This window comes from Pseudomonas sp. LTJR-52, assembly GCF_003691465.1.
In the GTDB taxonomy this organism is placed as follows: domain Bacteria; phylum Pseudomonadota; class Gammaproteobacteria; order Pseudomonadales; family Pseudomonadaceae; genus Chryseomonas; species Chryseomonas luteola.
On record NZ_CP033105.1, the window covers coordinates 3,860,534 to 3,876,893 of the forward strand.

Consider the following 16,360-nt stretch of genomic DNA (forward strand, 5'->3'; position numbering starts at 1 on the left):
CAAGAAGCCGCGCCCAGGGACGCGGCTTGGCACTACACAACGACCCGCGCGTTAAACCTGCTTGTAAATCACACTGCCCTCTTCCTTGAACCGTGCTGCCTGCTCCTGAAACCCGGCTTCGATGGCTCTTTGCTCATCGGTCAATCCATTCTCCTTGGCGTAATCACGCACTTCCTGAGTGATCTTCATGGAGCAGAACTTGGGCCCGCACATCGAGCAGAAGTGCGCCACCTTGGCAGAGTCCTTGGGCAGGGTCTCGTCGTGGAAAGCACGCGCTGTGTCCGGGTCCAGGCCCAGGTTGAACTGGTCTTCCCAGCGAAATTCGAAGCGTGCCTTGCTTAGTGCGTTATCGCGGATCTGGGCGCCAGGATGACCCTTGGCGAGGTCAGCGGCGTGGGCAGCGATCTTATAAGTGATGATGCCGGTTTTGACGTCGTCTTTGTTGGGCAAGCCCAGGTGTTCCTTGGGCGTGACATAGCACAGCATGGCACAGCCGAACCAACCGATCATGGCGGCGCCGATACCAGAGGTAATGTGGTCATAGCCGGGGGCGATGTCCGTGGTCAGGGGGCCAAGCGTGTAGAACGGCGCCTCGTCGCAGCATTCGAGCTGCTTGTCCATGTTTTCCTTGATCAGCTGCATCGGCACATGGCCCGGACCTTCGATCATGCACTGGACATCATGCTTCCAGGCCAGCTTGGTCAGCTCTCCCAACGTTTCCAGTTCACCAAACTGGGCGGCATCATTGGCATCCGCAATAGAGCCAGGCCGCAGGCCATCCCCCAGGGAGAAGCTGACGTCATAGGCCTTCATGATTTCGCAGATTTCTTCGAAATGCGTATACAGGAAGTTCTCCTGGTGATGCGCCAGACACCACTTGGCCATGATTGAACCGCCGCGCGAAACGATACCGGTCACGCGCTTGGCCGTCAGCGGCACGTAGCGCAACAGTACCCCTGCGTGAATGGTGAAGTAGTCCACGCCCTGCTCGGCCTGCTCGATAAGCGTGTCGCGGAAGATCTCCCAAGTCAGGTCCTCAGCTACACCACCGACCTTTTCCAGCGCTTGATAGATTGGAACCGTCCCGATCGGGACCGGACTGTTACGCAGGATCCACTCACGCGTCTCGTGAATATGCTTACCGGTAGACAGGTCCATCACCGTATCAGCGCCCCAGCGGATGCCCCAGGTCAGTTTTTCCACCTCTTCCTCGATTGAGGACCCCAGCGCACTGTTACCGATATTGCCGTTGATCTTCACCAGGAAGTTGCGGCCGATGATCATCGGCTCCAGCTCAATATGGTTGATGTTTGCAGGGATAATGGCGCGGCCACGGGCCACTTCGTCCCGGACGAACTCTGCGGTAATTTCTTTCGGGATGGCAGCACCAAAGCTTTGCCCGCCATGTTGCTGCGTCAAAAGACCCGCCTCCCGAGCCTCCTGAAGCTTCATGTTCTCGCGAATGGCAATGTATTCCATTTCCGGCGTGATGATGCCTTTCCTGGCGTAATGCATCTGACTGACGTTGTGCCCTGCCTTGGCCCGGCGCGGGGTCCGGACATGGGCGAACCGCAGGGCGTCAAGCGCAGGGTCATCCAGGCGAGCACGCCCGAACTCGGAGGAAAGCCCCGGTAGAATCTCGGTATCACCACGCTCATCGATCCAGCGCGAGCGAACATCCGGCAGTCCCTTGCGCAGATCAATGCGTACATCAGGGTCGGTATAGGGGCCTGAGGTATCGTAGACAAACACCGGCGCATTCTTCTCTCCGCCAAAGGCGGTCGGTGTGTCAGCCAGACTGATCTCACGAACGGGTACTCGAAGATCCGGCCGAGAGCCGGTCAGGTAAATCTTTCGGGAATTGGGAAACGGCTGGGTGGACTGGCGATCGACCTGAGTGAAATCGGTGACATTGTTCTGCTTGTTCATCGAGGCTCTCCTGGTAGGCACGGTGCCGGGGAAGAACCTGATACACAGGAACAGGCGGATGCCTGCAAGGTGGTCTGTTCGAGCGAACAGACCTCTTGTTCCCTACGCGGGTTGGCACGTCGCACGCGACGAGTCTAGCCCGATCAGGTTCAACGGGATCCGGGACTACCCGATCTCAGCGCTTCGTATGACGCACCCCGACAAGAACGTCTGCAGTGTAAACACAGAATGCGTTACCCGCCAGGAAACTTCACAGCATATTTTCTCTCGTATGGCCGATACGGCTACACTCGCCTACAACATGGAAAGCTATGCCAGGACCTCACATGCTGCGTATCGTTCTCTTTTCAACCCTGAGCTTTGCCTGCAGTCTGGTCATGGCTCAATCAGCAGAGTCGGCTACTACACAGAACGGACTGGTCGCGGTTTACCAGGAAGCCCTCAGCAACAACTCCGATCTGGCAGCCGAGCGTGCCGGCCTTGCCGCGCAGCGCGAGGCCATTCCGCAAGCCCGCGCAGGCCTGCTGCCGCAGCTCATCTTGGGCGCTCAAGTCAATGACACCCATATGAGTCTGGGGCTGAAACAGAACGACACCTTAGGGATTGCGGAGGGGCGATATAAGAGTGATCGCAGCAGTCAGATGATCCAGGCCAACCTTAGCCAGCCCCTCTTCCGGGCGGATCGCTGGTTTCAACTCCAGGCAGCCAAGGCCGGTACGGAACAGGCCGAGTACCAGTTTTCAGCCGCCCAGCAGAACCTGATCCTGCAAACGGCGGAGGGCTACTTCAGCGCCTTGCGTGCCCAGGATGCCCTGGCGACTGCCAGGGCTGAGGAGGCAGCCCTCTTCCGCCAGCTCGACCAGACCCGGGAGCGGTTCAAGGTAGGGCTGACGGACGAAACTGATGTACTCCAGGCCCAGGCCAGTTATGACACAGCCAAGGCCAACAGCTCTTTGGCTTCGCGTAATGTCCAGGATGCCTTTCAGGGGCTGGTCCGTCTGACCAACCGGGAGTACAACGCGCTCGAAGGTATTCGCCACGATCTGCCGATCCTGCCACCCATGCCCAACGATGCCAAGGCCTGGGTCGATCGCGCCGTGGCGCAGAACCTCCAGCTGCTGGCCTCCAACTCAGCCGTAGACACGGCGCAGGAAACCTTGCGCCAGCGCAAGGCCGGACACCTACCCACCGTGGATGCGGTGGCACGCTACCAGCGCGGCGACAATGACGCTTTCAACCTGCCCAATCCGGGTGTCGATATTTTCGACAGCCCTGTCAGCCAGCGCAGCGTGGGCGTGCAGATCAATGTTCCCCTTTATACCGGCGGGCTGACCAGCTCCCAGGTACGCGAAGCCTATCAGCGACTGGACCAGAGCGAGCAGCAGCGCGAGAGCATGCGCCGTGAGGTGGTACAAAATACACGCAACTACCATCGCGCCATTAACACCGATGTTGAGCAGATTGCTGCACGCAAGCAAAACATTGCGTCCAGCCAGCGCGCCCTCGAAGCGACCCAGATCGCTTATCAAGTAGGCACACGCAGTATCGTTGATGTACTCGACATACAGCGCCAGCTCTATAACGCTGTTCGTGAATACAATAATGCCCGCTATGACTATGTTCTGGACAATCTGCGGCTAAAGCAGTCAGCCGGCATTCTGAGCCCGAACGACCTGCTTGCGCTGTCGCGCTATTTGAAACCTGACTACGATCCGGACCGTGACTTCCTGCCTCCGGATCTGGCCAAACCCATCAGTATGACGCAGCGGCCCTCGTTAAGACCCTGACGAATGCCTGATCAACCGATCCAGCCCATCCAGCAGGCGCTGCAAGGCGCCCTGGTTGGCTTTGAGTACAGCCAGTCCGCCCTGCCGCATCTGGTCGGCTGCATGCTCATCCGTCAGCAGCAGCTGGAGCGCCTCAGCAATATCCTCGGCGCTCCTTACATCACGCAAGGCCTGCGCATCGCGCAGTTGCGCCGCGATGTCCAGAAAGTTAAATACATGCGGTCCGGAAAGAACCGGCTTACCCAGGGCTGCCGGCTCCAGAAGATTATGCCCGCCCCGCTCGATCAGGCTACCTCCTACAAAAGCGACATCCGCTGCGGCATATAAGAAGAGCAAATCGCCCATCGTATCGCCTAGGTAAACGGCCGTGTCGTGAGCAACCGGCTCGTCCTTCGAGCGGCGCGCAGTGCTCAACTGGCTTTGCTGACAATGCTTGTAAACATCATCGAAACGCTCAGGATGACGCGGCACCAGTATCATCAGCGCGTCAGGCAAATGCTGGCGTAACCGCGTATGGGCCGCCAGAAGAATCTCGTCCTCGCCGGCATGGGTACTGGCTGCAATCCAGACAGGGCGATGTCCCCAGGCTTCTCGCAACACCTCTGCATGACTAATCAGCGCCGAATCGATACTCAGGTCGAATTTGATGGATCCTGTCACAGTGACACACTCAGGCCGGGCCCCAAGCGAGGTAAAACGCTCGGCCTCTGCCGGTGTCTGGACCGCGATCCAGTCCATGGATGACAGCATGGGGCGCGTGACACCCTCCAGACGCCCATATCCTTTTGCCGATCGTGCAGACAGGCGGGCATTGGCCAGTGCTACCGGAATCCCTCGACGGGAGCACTGATGGATATAGTTGGGCCAGAGCTCGGTCTCCATAATGACAGCTAGCGTCGGTCGTACATGATCCAGAAATCGTGCGACTGCACAGGGCACATCATAAGGTAGATAACAATGCTGGACCTGGTCACCAAACAGCGCCCGAATTCGCTCTGAGCCGGTAGGCGTCATACAAGTTACCGTGACGGGCAAATCGGGGTGCCGTTCGATCAGAGCCCGTACCATTGGCGCAGCAGCAATACTTTCTCCCACTGAAACCGCATGTACCCAAAGACCACCAGGACGCATGGGTGGAAGGCCAAGGGAAAACCGCTCCCCCATGCGCTGACGATAGAGCGGCGCCTTGCGCGAGCGGAGCACTAAGCGCACGGCAATGAAAGGAAGGGCAATATAGAAAAGCAGGCTATAGAGAATTCTGTTCATGGCGGCGGAGCTTAGCCCGCTTTGCATGGAAAGGCGATGGCAAAGCCCTCTGTTGATCCTAGGACGGCCTTAACCAATGGCTTGCAGCTGCTCGGCAAAGTGCTCACCCAGCCAGCGCGCTGCTGGCCCCTGGGGCTCGTCACGCCGCCAGACCAGCTCAACCACCAGCGGGGGCGGCGTCCAGTCGCTGGCCAACTCCACCAGATGATTAAGATAAGTAGGGTAGCGGGCCACATGACGAGGCAGCCAGGCCCAACCGATGTCACGCATGACCAACTCTGCTGTCACATAGAAACTGTCGGCTCGCCAGACATGCGGACTGATCGGCTCCCCGCCCGGGTAACCGCTCTGATAAGGCGCAATGAGAATCTGTCGGTGCTGAGCCAGCTGCTGACGCGTGATGCGAGCATGGCGAGCCAAAGGATGACCTGCCCCACATACCGTGACCATCTCCACCAGACTAAGCCGCCTGCGCTCCAAGGCATCAGGCATGTGCTCATGATGAAACATGAGCCCAAGGTCAGCTCGGCGATCAAGCAGCTTTCGCGCAACCTCTCCTTGGGCGCCACTGGCAAGCTGCACATCCAGAAAAGGATAGGCCGCTGCCAAGGTCTCAAGGCTGTTGACAATAGGCTGATACGGCATCGCTTCGTCATGGGCCAAGCGCAAGCGAGTTTCCTCGCCTTGGGTCAGCCCCAGCGCCCGACTTTCGAGGCGCTCACAATGCCTCAGAATTTCCCGCGCCTCATCAAGCAGCGCCCGTCCCGACTCGGTCAGGCGAGGCTGTCGTCCGCTACTGCGCTCGAACAGCAGGACGCCAAGGTCTGCTTCCAGCAAGGCAATTGAGCTACTGATAGCTGACTGGGCGCGCCCCAACCGACGAGCCGCTGCAGAGAACGAACACGTCTCGGCCACACTCACAAACAGACGAACCTGATCAAGGCTCCACTGCATAACCTATCTCCATTACAGATAGGTAATCACTTTATCCCATCACAAGAAAAACTAGACTGGCGTTTTCAATCAGGATGCTTCTTATGATCGGCTACATTTATCTGGCTATTGCCATCGCGGCTGAAATCGTTGCGACAACCGCAATGAAGGCTTTGGATGGCTTCAACAAACCGCTCCCGCTGGTGCTGGTTATCGTTGGCTACGCCGTTGCCATTGGGCTTCTTTCTCAGGTAGTCAAGATTATTCCGGTCGGTATTGCCTATGCCATCTGGTCAGGCATGGGAATCGTGTTGGTCAGCATAGCGGCTGCCGTCATCTACAAGCAGACACTTGATCTGGCCGCCATACTGGGCATGAGCCTTATCATCCTGGGCGTTATCGTCATTCAATTGTTTTCAAAGAGTACAGGACATTGACCTGAGACCTACGTCTGCAATCGCCTCACGTTATACTGCACGCCTGTTTTTGAAAGAGTCCTGCACATGAGCCCAGCACTGAGCACCGATATTCTGATCGTCGGCGGAGGCATTGCCGGCCTGTGGCTGAACGCCCGTCTACGCCGAGCGGGTTTTGCCACAATCCTGATCGAGTCGGGCACCCTGGGGGGCGGGCAAAGCATGAAGTCCCAGGGCATTATCCATGGCGGTGCCAAATATGCCTTGCACGGCGCGCTGACAGGTGCCTCGGAGGCCATTGCCGAAATGCCTCTCCGCTGGCGCGACAGCCTGGCCGGGACGGGCGAACTGGATCTGCAGGGTGTCCGCATCCTTTCGGAAGCACATTATCTCTGGTCTCCCGGCACGCTCGCCGGCAACCTCACCAGCTTTTTTGCAAGCAAGGCCGTTCGCGGTCGAGTCGAGCCCGTCAAGGGATCGGACCTGCCTCCTGCCCTGCAGGATCGTGCCTTCAAGGGCAAGGCCTATCGCTTGGCAGAGCTGGTATTGGATGTGCCGAGCCTCATTGCGCGTCTGGCAGAGCTGGCAGGTGACAGCGTGATGAAAGGACAACGCCTTGACCCCATCCTTGAGGATGGGCAACTGGTGGGGCTGATCGTGGACGGCCAGCCTATCCGCGCTCAGCGAGTAGTACTGAGCTCAGGCGGAGGCACCGAAGCCCTGCTACGTGACCTGGGCCTTGAGCAACCGGCCATGCAGCGCCGCCCATTGCATATGGTGCTGGTCAAGGCGCCTACACTCAAACCACTCTATGCCCACTGCCTGGGCGGCGGTTCGAAGCCCCGTATTACAGTGACCACACACCCCTCAGCTGACGGGCAATGGGTCTGGTACTTGGGAGGTGAGCTGGCTGAAGCCGAAGGTGTAGCACGTTCAGAAGACGAGCAGATTGCAGTGGCTCGTCATGAGCTGGAAAAGCTGCTGCCCTGGATAGACCTCTCCCAGGCGCGTTGGGCCACCTTGCGGGTAGACCGTGCAGAGCCGGCGCAATCCAGCATGGTCCGTCCAGATAATGCCTTTGTGGCGGAACACGGCAATTTACTGGTCGGCTGGCCAACCAAATTGGCCCTGGCGCCCGATTTTTCTGATCGAGTCTTTGCGGTCCTTGAGCGAGAAGGTATTCGCCCCGGTACGCACCCCGCCCTTCCTCCGCACCCTATACCACCGATGGGTATCCCAGTTTGGGAGACGCTGTTGCCATGAAAACCTTGCACGATTACTACCGCCCCCTGGGCGCGACCGGACTCATAGTTTCACCACTGGGGCTTGGTACCGTGAAGCTGGGCCGTGATCAGGGTGTGAAATATCCCAATGGCTTTACGATTCCTGATGACCGTGAAGCTGCTGACCTACTGACCCTTGCCCATGAGCTGGGTATCAACCTCATCGATACTGCTCCCGCCTATGGTCATAGCGAAGAACGCCTGGGCAAGCTGCTCAAGGGGCAGCGCGACAATTGGGTTATCGTCAGCAAAGTGGGAGAAGAGTTCGAGTCCGGCCAATCACGACACGACTTTAGTGCTCAGCACACTCGGTTTTCCGTCGAGCGCAGCCTGAGGCGATTGGGGACCGACTGCATTGACTTGGTACTCGTACACTCCAACGGACACGACCTCGATATTCTGGAACACTCAGATGTCTACGCGACCCTGGAGACGCTCAAGCGCGAGGGCTCCATTCGCGCTTTCGGCCTTTCCGGCAAGACAGTAGAGGGTGGCCTGCTGGCGCTCGACAAAGGCGATTGCGCCATGGTGACGTACAACCTCAACGAGCAGAGCGAGCGGCCGGTCATCGACCATGCGACCGCTATTGGCAAGGCGATTCTCATCAAAAAGGCGCTGGCCAGCGGACATGTCTGTCTTGAGAGTGGCGTGGATCCCGTCCAGGCCAGTTTTGAACTGGTACTTGGTCATCCAGGAGTGGCCAGCGCTATCATCGGAACCATCAATCCGTTGCACCTGTCGCATAATGTCCGTGTCGCTGCTAGCGTGATCGAGTCCAGACGTTAACGCGCACGGGGTATCCATGATAACAATTTCAGGAGTCTGCCATGCCTCAACTCATTGCGCGTCAGAATCCCAAGGCATTCAAGACCCTGCCGCTGCTGGTTGAAGGCAGCCCGGAAAAGCTGGTTTACCAGGCCTTGGGCCAACCCTTGAGTTTCAACGAGGTGCTGGAGCGCCGCCGTCCGATTGCCGTCGAAGATGAACAACGCTTTTCACTTGAGCTGGCAAACTTGGGCGTTTCGGTCAGAATCACGCTGAACTGGCAAGGGCATGATCATTGGCTGCTGGTCCGTCAGAAACGGGTCGATCGTGGCGATACCGTACTGAAACTGATATCTGGTTACGTACCTGCCCATGAGCTTAACCTTCCACTGCTTACGGCCGTTCAAGAAGTGGCTGAAGAATGCCTATTTGAAACCCCCGACGGCTGGCTACAGGGCCGTTTTACCGAAACTTGGTTGCCTACGCCTTACGAGGGAGCACTGAAGTACCGGGAAAACGGCCATTTCACCCTCACCCCTCGTACCGGGGCCGCACGTCCTGTCCAGTGCGGCAGTCTGGCGCTGATCGAGCGACCACGCGCTTACGTGCATACGCCTACCGCATCGCTGCAGCTGGTCTATGACATGCAGATGGAGCTACCCAAGGATATCCGCACGCCCAGTCTTTTCCATGTGGATGACAAGGTGGAGGATGGACAGCTCATCGCACGCCTGGACAGGCGCCGCCCGGATATTTATCTGCTGGCAGTGGATCAGGGTCGCCCTACCGGCGAGCTGTTTACCTTGCATGAGGGGCAACGCCAGCCTGTAAGCACCCGAGGCCTATGGCTCTCGGAAAGCTTTGCCGAACAGCGCGGCTGGCTCGTGCATGAAGAACGGGTACGCTGGCAGGATTGGCTGAGCCGCCTGGGCACAGTCAAGGAGAAGGCGTCCTGACGGACGCCGTTTCTATCAGGAGCTTCCGCGAATTCGCTCGACAATTGCGGTGGTTGAACTGTTTTCGACGACGCCCAGTACCTTTACTTCACCACCATAGGCTTGAACCAGGGGTGCTCCTACTACCTCATCGACGCTCTTGTAATCTCCGCCCTTTACCAGTACATCGGGCTTTACCTGCTTGAGCAGCTCCTCGGGTGTGCTTTCGCTGAAAGGAATGACCCAATCCACTGCGCCCAGGCCAGCCAACACCGCCATTCGACGATCGACGGTATTGATAGGGCGGCCCGGCCCCTTCAGGCGGGTGACGGATGTATCATCGTTCACCGCTACAATCAGACGATCACCCAATGCACGTGCCTGCTCAAGATAAGCTACATGACCAGCATGGAGGATATCGAAGCAGCCATTGGTGAAAACGATTTTCTCGCCATGGGCACGTGCATCCTCAATAGCAACCTGCAACTGCTCCAGAGCCAATACCCCTCGCTCCGAGCCTTCCTCTCGTTGCACAGCACGGCGAAGCTCCGGAGCGCTGATTGCAGCAGTGCCCAGCTTGCCCACTACAATACCTGCAGCAAGGTTCGCCAGAGCGACCGCATTGTGCAGCTCCTCGCCCGCAGCCAGCGCGGCCGCCAGAGTCGAAATAACGGTATCGCCCGCGCCGGTTACATCGAAGACCTCCCGTGCACGAGCGGGCAGATGGAACGGCTGCTGGTCAGGCCGCAGCAGCGTCATCCCGTTTTCGCCACGGGTTACCAGCAGTGCACCCAGCTCCAGGTCAGCGATCAGTTTGCAGCCTTTGGCGACCAGATCAGCTTCGTCGGTGCAAGGTCCTACAATCGCCTCGAACTCGCTCAAATTGGGCGTAATCAGGCTGGCGCCCCGGTAAATCGAAAAATCCTTGCCCTTGGGATCTGCCAGTACCGGAATGTTACGAGCACGGGCCAACTGGATCAGGTCCTGATGGTTTCTGAGCGCGCCTTTACCGTAGTCGGAAAGAACCAGCACCTTTACACCTGCCAGCATAGAGCGTGTATCTGCTGCCAACGCCTGGGTATCGGTCTTGAATGATTCTTCAAAATCGACACGCAGTAGTTGCTGGTGACGGCTCATGATCCGCAGCTTGACGATGGTCGGCTGTCCGGCGATACGCTGAAAACGTGCCTCGACCTTGGCGGCCTTCAGGCTGTCAGCCAAGGCGTCGGCGGCCTCGTCCTGGCCTGTTACACCGACCAGATAAGCCGGTGCCCCCAAGGCAGCAATATTGAGCGCCACGTTGGCAGCACCACCGGGGCGATCTTCATTCTGATCAACCCGTACGACAGGCACAGGCGCCTCGGGCGAAATTCGCGACGTTGCACCATGCCAATAACGATCGAGCATGACATCGCCGACCACGAGCACGGGGGCTTGATCAAAACGGGGCATGGTCAGCTTCATGGAAAACTCCAAACGTCAAAACGGCGGCGATGATACCACAGGGTTAAATCAGTCCCCGAGCGGCCCATGCCTCAGATCTTTTACGAAAAATAGCTCATGCCGGCGAACGGCTTTACGAAAGAATTCGTCCTCTCCCGTCACTGGCCATCGACGCCCTGTCAAAACAAACTGAAGCAGTCGGCGCAAACGTTTCTTGAGCGGTGGCGGAACAAGCAGATCATGCTGCATGCCCAGCGCCATGGCCTTATCGAGCTGAGTCTGCGCACTCAACAGCGGACTCCATACAGGTAGCGCCGGCAAAGGCTCGATAGCCGGCGGCAAGGCGATACCGTTACCTGACGGCCCCATCGGCCAACGGTCGTTGTCGTGCAGATGGTTCGCATAAAGCAACGCCGTATCTGGCTTCCAGTTACTTTTCTGGATGGCTTCCTCTACCGCCTGGGCTGCCTGAACATGGTCCGCATGAGGGTCCAGCTGGGGATGGGGAAACACCATCACTTCCGGCTGAAAATGTTCGATGAGCGCAACCAGGTCGGCAACCAGATTATTCCAGGAAGGTTGTCCGTCCGTGTCACCCGGAAGACGCAACGGATTAAAGCGCCGTACCGGACGAATATCTACATCACCGGAATCGCGTGAGCCAAACGCCTGTTCTGGCGCAGCATGCATGGCCGGTAGCTGAAGGCAAAAATAGCCCAGCTGAACGCAGCGCGTCATGGGTACACCGCCCCATAGCGGTACAGCCAGGCTGTCCCATGTCCGCAAGCGTCCTTTAAGCCTGGCTGCTTCAGCAGTACTGAGGCCAAGTCGCTCATAGTACTCGGCCTCAATCTCTCCTTGCGTCAAGGTAACAATCGAAGCCTCGGCGCAACGACTGTAGAGGCCGAACGCGGCCAACTCCGCATCGTCCGCATGGGGCGCAATTACCATTACACGTTTGGAGGCATAATCTGGATTGGAAAACCCATGCAGTGTCACAGAACCAACGACCCGGCAAAAACGGCCCCGGACAGATACTCGCCCTTCACGCAAGGCCTCGGAAAAGCCTGACAGATTAAGGTAGCGGCGACCTTGTACGCCCCGCTCGAAATCCTGACGATCCTCCTGGCTACCAGCGCAAATCACAACATAAGGGTCGAACAAGCGGCCTAAAAAGCCTGCCTTGATCTCGCATTCCAGTACCAGGGATTGCAACCCACCTGAAAGCTCATGTCCCTTCAGGGTCAATACGCTGCCTGTGATCTCGATCGGCAGACGTACACTGCTCTCAGGAAAGTCATACCGGTAATCATCATGTGGCGCATAGAACAGATGATCCGCGAACCAGGCCTCATGAACAATCCAGACAGCCACTATCGCAAGGGGTACCAGCCACCAAGGCAGCACATGCACAAACGCAGCACCGAGCAAAGCAAGCAGAAACAAGGCAATGATACCTAGTGCGACCCGCTTATGGCGCCGGTGTCGCTTGAGTAACCTCTGTTTACGCGCACTCATCACTTCACCTCATGGACCGGCACTCGGTTGCACCAGCGATCCTTGTACTCACGATCCGCACGGCCAAATGAAAAGCGCAGGTCCTTACCTAGTGCACGCGCCTCCTCCCAAGCCGCCTGGGTATTGAGAAAGCTCAGTACACTGCCCGGACTGAAATCCCGGCTCTCCGGCGCCACACCACCATTGACGTATTCAACACTGATCCACCGAGGGGATTCGACACGGTAAAGCACCTGAATGGCAGCTGGAGCATCGTCCAGAAAGATGACGGACCCCATCATGAATTCGCGTAACAGCGAAAAAACGTCAGCCAGATGAGCTTTGGCAGGTACCTCGAAGGCCCAGCGGCGCTCGAACAGATCGGCATAGAACGCTGCCAGTTCTGCTGGTGTAAAGTCACTGACAGGCCGAACCTGCCCACCCGCCTCTTCCAGCAGACGCAATTCACGGCGCTGGTTGTAACGAAACTTCCTTGAAAGCGCCTCCGGCGCACGTGCAATTGCCAGACATTCTTTTTGCTGACGTGCAGTCGAGACATGCGCGGCACTTAGCGAAGATAAATACCGAGCCTTCTGGCGCAGCGGAGCCTGAGCATTCTCCTGAGCTGGCAGAATGATTTCTGCATTCCCCAGGTCGAAGTAGTCACGTTTACCCTTGCGCTTGAGCACATCGCGAGACAATGCAACGTGCCCATCCCAACATGCTACCGCCATCTGCAGCCCACCGCTGGCTGGCCATCCCAGATAGCGAACCGGAAGCCCAACCAGATCAGACAGGCGTGCAACGATTTCTGGATGGGTGGCAACACTGCCTCCCCATGTTTGCCACGCCCGGGCATAGGCTGGCGCATCAATCTCAACCCAGCCCCGCTCACGCCACGCCCTAAACAACCCCATCATGAAACGTGTGTGCCTTCTTCATCGAGTGTCGTTGCGCCTTTTTCGACCTGACTATTATGCAGGCGGGCGTAATAGCCATTTTGTGCCAACAGCTCGGCATGCGTACCGCGCTCGACGATACGCCCCTGATCCATCACCAGAATCAGATCGGCCTTTTCAATGGTGCTAAGCCGGTGCGCAATCACCAATGTGGTTCGGCCAGTCATAACCCTGTCCAGCGCCGCCTGGATGTGCCGCTCGGATTCGGTATCCAATGCGGAGGTGGCTTCATCTAGGATCAGCAGCGGTGCATTCTTCAAAAGCGCCCGTGCTATGGCCAGACGCTGACGCTGCCCACCCGAAAGCAGTACACCGTTCTCACCGACCAATGTTTCGTAGCCTTCAGGCAAACGCTGGATGAATTCGTCGGCATAGGCAGCCTTGGCAGCTTCGAGCACCTGCTCGAATGGCGCACCAGCCAGATCACCATAAGCGATATTATTGGTGACCGTGTCGTTGAACAGCGTGACCTGCTGTGTCACTAAAGCAATGTGCCGACGCAAATTGGGCAACCGATAACGCTGGATATCCAGATCATCCAGCAAAATCTGGCCCTGCGTGTGCTGATAGAAACGGGGAATCAGGTTGGCCAGTGTCGACTTTCCGCTGCCCGAACGCCCTACCAACGCCACCATTTGTCCAGGTTCCGCTACAAACGAGATATTGTCCAAAACCGGCCTTTCGGTACCGGGATAGGTGAAGTTCAGATTCCGAACCTCTAAACGCCCTTGCGCTCGAGCCCGCTCTTCAGTCCCTTCGTCCACTTCCGGGGCTTCATCCAACTGCTCGAAAATGCTTTCAGCACCTGCCAGACCTTTTTGGATAGTGGCGCTGACTTCGGAGAGCTGGCGAATAGGCTTAGGCAGCAAACCAGCGGCGGTAATATAGGCGATTAGCTCCCCGGGCGTAGAGTCGCCGCGTAAGTAAAGAACCATATACATCAGTAGCGCCATCCCAATGTATATTACCAGCTGCAGAAGAGGTGTATAAACTGACTGAGTACGCGTCATATTCAGGCTGCGGTTCATGTTGTCAGCGCTGGCTTTGTGGAAACGATGGCGCTCGTAAGCCTCTCCATTAAAACTGCGTACAACTCGGAAACCCTGAATGGTTTCAGAGGCCACATGAGTTACATCGCCCATGGCTACCTGAATTTTCTTGCTCTGCTTGCGGAATTTTTTGCTCGCAGCGGTCACCATAATCGCTATGACTGGTAAAATGGCAACCAAAACCATCGTTAATTGCCAGTTGGTAAAAAGCAAATAACCGAATAGGAAGACCACGGTAAAGCCCTCACGGATTACCACTTTAATTGCATCCGTGGCAGCTCCGGTTACCATCGTCACGTTATAAGTGATGCGTGAGATCAGATGCCCACTGTTGTGATTATCAAAGTAGCGATTAGGCAATGTCAGCAAGTTATCAAACAGCGCACAACGTAGGTCATGCACTACCCCTCGGGCTACCTTGGCCAAGAAGTAATTACCCAAGTATGAACCTATACCTTGGTACAGTGCGATGAACACAATCATAAGCGGAACGCCTAGTACCAGCGGAACACCAAAAAACTCTGTTTCATCGGGCCTTTGCAGGCCGTCCAAAAAATACTTCAGAATGTCAGCAAGCATAGGTTGGCTAGATGCGAAGAGCAGAAAGCCTATGATGCTGATAGCAAAAGCGGTCCAATAAGGCAAAACGTATTTTAGAAGCCTGAGATAAATTTTCAGACTTGATTGGTCACTAGCAGCCATATGACAAACTCACACATTGGCAAGAAAGAAATGCGAAGTATATCAGCGCAAGACTTAGAGGTCTGGGTCAAAAATGGCAAAATATTGGAGCGGGATACTCGAGGCCCAAAAGTTATAGCACTGTCTAGCGGTTTGTTTTTGAAGGTGTTTCATGTCAGAAAAAAAACCATCTTAACAAACCTCTACCCTCCGGCGATCAGCTTTTTTCAGAACACCCAAAGATTAACTGCGCTTGGACTAGCTACGCCAAATGTTACAGATGTTTTTTGGACTGATCGGACCACAGGCACTAGCGCATGTCTTTATGAACCGTTATCAGGCGAGTCGCTAGAAACCATTTTTAAGCGATGCCCCGAGGAAATAAATAGAAACTTATATAATATTGCTGCCTTTATTTTAGAGCTTCATCAAAAAGGAATTTATTTTAGATCTCTTCACCTAGGCAATATAATTCAGACTAATGAGAAATGCTTCGGCCTCATTGACGTATTGGATCTCAAATTTAAGAGTGGCCCGTTGAAACCTAGACATATCAGAAGAAACTTCAACCATCTAATGAATTATCTTGAAAGAAGAAATTTAAATTCATTTCCTACAGAAATATTGCTCCAAGCCTATAAGGACTTGAAAAAAACAGAATAATTCTTCAGTTATTATTTTTTTTGCATAATAATTTTTATCTTGTAGATATTAAGAAAGACAAAAGCCTCCAACTGGTTCGGCAATTTTCGAAGTTTCCTATAAACCTTGCTCGCCAAACTCTTTTTGTTTTTAGGTGCTCGCCAGCTACCAGCATAAAGATGGCGTGCGATGGGCCTGACCTTAGGAGCTTGATTTCTCGAGCTAGCGAAAACACCGATTTCAAAGACCCGCTCGTTACCAATCTGCTCGCTCCCACCCTCTCCTGAAAATCCTTTTTCAAGCAGTAGCCGACTGACCTCATTGACATTAACCAATGCAGGAAGGTTATTTAGATCAAATGAATGAAGATTGTAATAGTGAAGCATAGCCTGAGGCAGCCAATGACCAGTACAAGCACCAATAACCGAAGTTGCGAATCGCCTATAATCTTCCAAACCGATAAATAGGCTATAAGATAAACAGCTATCGAAGCGCGCCTTTACCTCCACGTCTATATCTAAATAAATTCCACCATGCTCCTTCAATACATGCATACGCACGTAATCGGACACAAACGCATAACGCCCGGACGCATAGGCGGCAGCCGTGAAAGGATGTTGCGTCACATCAAAATTTTCTTCGCTCCAACAAACCTGTTCGTAATCCGGCATATGGTAACGCCATGAAGCCAAGCAGCGCTTTATTTCTAAAGAGTGCTTGCCACGTCCGAACCAGCAATAATGAAGCTTTTTAGGAATCATGAACACGCTTAACC

The 16,360-nt window shown here is 55.7% G+C and carries 14 protein-coding genes and 1 riboswitch; of the genes, 6 read left to right on the forward strand and 8 right to left on the reverse strand.

Features of this window, described 5'->3' with window-relative positions; translation table 11 throughout:
• Nucleotides 1-51: 51 nt before the first annotated feature.
• The gene (gene thiC / locus EAW52_RS18030) at nt 52-1,929 is read right to left on the reverse strand and encodes a phosphomethylpyrimidine synthase ThiC (protein WP_122043438.1); all 1,878 of its coding nucleotides are present in this window, start codon (nt 1,927-1,929) and stop codon (nt 52-54) included.
• 82 nt (nt 1,930-2,011) lie between these two features.
• Nucleotides 2,012-2,139, reverse strand: a riboswitch (TPP riboswitch).
• Between the two features lie 116 nt (nt 2,140-2,255).
• Between thiC and EAW52_RS18035 the strand changes: the two genes are divergently transcribed.
• Nucleotides 2,256-3,716 carry a TolC family outer membrane protein gene (locus EAW52_RS18035; protein WP_122043439.1) on the forward strand — a complete coding sequence of 487 codons (1,461 nt, stop codon included), beginning with the start codon at nt 2,256-2,258 and terminating at the stop codon, nt 3,714-3,716.
• On the opposite strand, the gene waaA is transcribed toward EAW52_RS18035, so the two are convergent.
• Together waaA and EAW52_RS18045 are read right to left on the reverse strand one after the other, a co-directional pair.
• On the reverse strand, nt 3,705-4,982 hold the full coding sequence (gene waaA / locus EAW52_RS18040) for a lipid IV(A) 3-deoxy-D-manno-octulosonic acid transferase (protein ID WP_122044856.1): 1,278 nt from the start codon (nt 4,980-4,982) through the stop codon (nt 3,705-3,707). The two genes, EAW52_RS18035 and waaA, sit on opposite strands and share 12 nt — an antisense overlap.
• 69 nt (nt 4,983-5,051) lie before the next feature.
• Nucleotides 5,052-5,936, reverse strand: a complete 885-nt coding sequence (locus tag EAW52_RS18045) for a LysR family transcriptional regulator (protein WP_010797074.1) — start codon at nt 5,934-5,936, stop codon at nt 5,052-5,054.
• 83 nt (nt 5,937-6,019) lie between these two features.
• Here EAW52_RS18045 and EAW52_RS18050 point away from each other — a divergent pair, with 83 nt between their 5' ends.
• The 4 genes from EAW52_RS18050 to EAW52_RS18065 all read left to right on the forward strand — a co-directional run bounded on the left by EAW52_RS18050 (nt 6,020) and on the right by EAW52_RS18065 (nt 9,335).
• Nucleotides 6,020-6,352, forward strand: coding sequence for a multidrug efflux SMR transporter (locus EAW52_RS18050; RefSeq protein WP_010797073.1), 333 nt, complete (start codon nt 6,020-6,022; stop codon nt 6,350-6,352).
• A gap of 66 nt (nt 6,353-6,418) precedes the next feature.
• Nucleotides 6,419-7,594, forward strand: coding sequence for an FAD-binding oxidoreductase (locus tag EAW52_RS18055; RefSeq protein ID WP_122043440.1), 1,176 nt, complete (start codon nt 6,419-6,421; stop codon nt 7,592-7,594).
• Complete coding sequence (locus EAW52_RS18060; RefSeq protein ID WP_122043441.1) at nt 7,591-8,400, forward strand: aldo/keto reductase; 810 nt, start codon at nt 7,591-7,593, stop codon at nt 8,398-8,400. Before EAW52_RS18055 ends, EAW52_RS18060 begins: the two co-directional genes overlap by 4 nt.
• Before the next feature lie 41 nt (nt 8,401-8,441).
• Nucleotides 8,442-9,335: a metal ABC transporter ATPase gene (locus EAW52_RS18065; RefSeq protein ID WP_122043442.1), complete on the forward strand. Its 894-nt coding sequence runs from the start codon at nt 8,442-8,444 to the stop codon at nt 9,333-9,335.
• Between the two features lie 15 nt (nt 9,336-9,350).
• On the opposite strand, the gene hldE is transcribed toward EAW52_RS18065, so the two are convergent.
• From hldE to msbA, 4 genes are read right to left on the reverse strand one after another with little or no spacing between them, the layout of a single operon-like run.
• A complete protein-coding gene (gene hldE / locus EAW52_RS18070) occupies nt 9,351-10,778 on the reverse strand; it encodes a bifunctional D-glycero-beta-D-manno-heptose-7-phosphate kinase/D-glycero-beta-D-manno-heptose 1-phosphate adenylyltransferase HldE (RefSeq protein WP_122043443.1) in 1,428 nt (475 codons plus the stop codon).
• 48 nt (nt 10,779-10,826) lie between these two features.
• On the reverse strand, nt 10,827-12,275 hold the full coding sequence (locus tag EAW52_RS18075) for a PIG-L deacetylase family protein (protein WP_122043444.1): 1,449 nt from the start codon (nt 12,273-12,275) through the stop codon (nt 10,827-10,829).
• The gene (locus EAW52_RS18080) at nt 12,275-13,174 is read right to left on the reverse strand and encodes a GNAT family N-acetyltransferase (protein ID WP_122043445.1); all 900 of its coding nucleotides are present in this window, start codon (nt 13,172-13,174) and stop codon (nt 12,275-12,277) included. The genes EAW52_RS18075 and EAW52_RS18080 overlap by 1 nt, the downstream gene beginning before the upstream one ends.
• Entirely contained in the window at nt 13,171-14,964 is a 1,794-nt protein-coding gene (msbA, locus tag EAW52_RS18085; protein WP_122043446.1) for a lipid A export permease/ATP-binding protein MsbA, read from the reverse strand. The genes EAW52_RS18080 and msbA overlap by 4 nt, the downstream gene beginning before the upstream one ends.
• Between msbA and EAW52_RS18090 the strand changes: the two genes are divergently transcribed.
• On the forward strand, nt 14,965-15,606 hold the full coding sequence (locus EAW52_RS18090) for a toluene tolerance protein (RefSeq protein ID WP_256680638.1): 642 nt from the start codon (nt 14,965-14,967) through the stop codon (nt 15,604-15,606).
• 11 nt (nt 15,607-15,617) lie between these two features.
• Here the strand turns inward: EAW52_RS18090 and EAW52_RS18095 are convergent, their stop codons facing one another.
• Complete coding sequence (locus EAW52_RS18095) at nt 15,618-16,346, reverse strand: glycosyltransferase family 32 protein (RefSeq protein WP_122043447.1); 729 nt, start codon at nt 16,344-16,346, stop codon at nt 15,618-15,620.
• Between the last annotated feature and the right edge of the window lie 14 nt (nt 16,347-16,360).